Below are 613 nucleotides of genomic sequence, written 5' to 3' on the forward strand. Positions count from 1 at the left end.
GCACGGGCCGGTCCGGGTCAAGTCCCGGATGGTGATGGACCTGCGGGACGGCCTCATCGACGCGGCCCGTGACCTGTCGTGCGGGCGCGAGCCGGACCACCATGCCGCGCGGCAGGCGGTGTACGAGTTCGGCACCGTCGCCGAGATCGCCCCGAGCTTCCAGCGCGAACTCACCATCGCCCAGGCCCGGCACACCGCCCGCGCGGTGATGCTGATCGTCCCCTTCCTGTTCCTGTGCTGGCACCTGGCGGAGACGTGGGACGGCTCGACCGGCCACCAACTGCCCGATCTGGTCCAGTTGTTGGTGGCTCACCTGGGTGGCATCGCGGCGTCGGCCGCCTTCCTCGCGGCGGCGGCGCTGGCCGCCACCGGCGCCCTCGCGCGCTGGCTGCCCACCCCGCACCAACTGCCGCTCCTGGTCGCCTGGACGGGTACGACGGCGGCGGTCGCCCTCGCCATCAGCGCGCTCACCCTCACGTTGGCCTCGGTCCTGGCGACGAACTGGCCGTTGAGCGCCGTCGCGGGCGTCGTGACCATCGCGTTCCACACCCGGATCGCCGCCTCGGCGCGCGCCTGCCGCGAGTGCGCCCGCGTCACCCTCGCCGGCCCGTAG

Annotated in this window: 1 protein-coding gene; it reads left to right on the forward strand. The window is 73.9% G+C overall.

Annotation, left to right across the window (positions count from 1 at the left end):
- Nucleotides 1-613, forward strand: a 613-nt coding sequence (locus KUM32_RS36465; RefSeq protein ID WP_217146181.1) for a hypothetical protein, incomplete at its 5' end; no start/stop codon positions are given.

The organism is Streptomyces sp. AC627_RSS907, assembly GCF_019049165.1.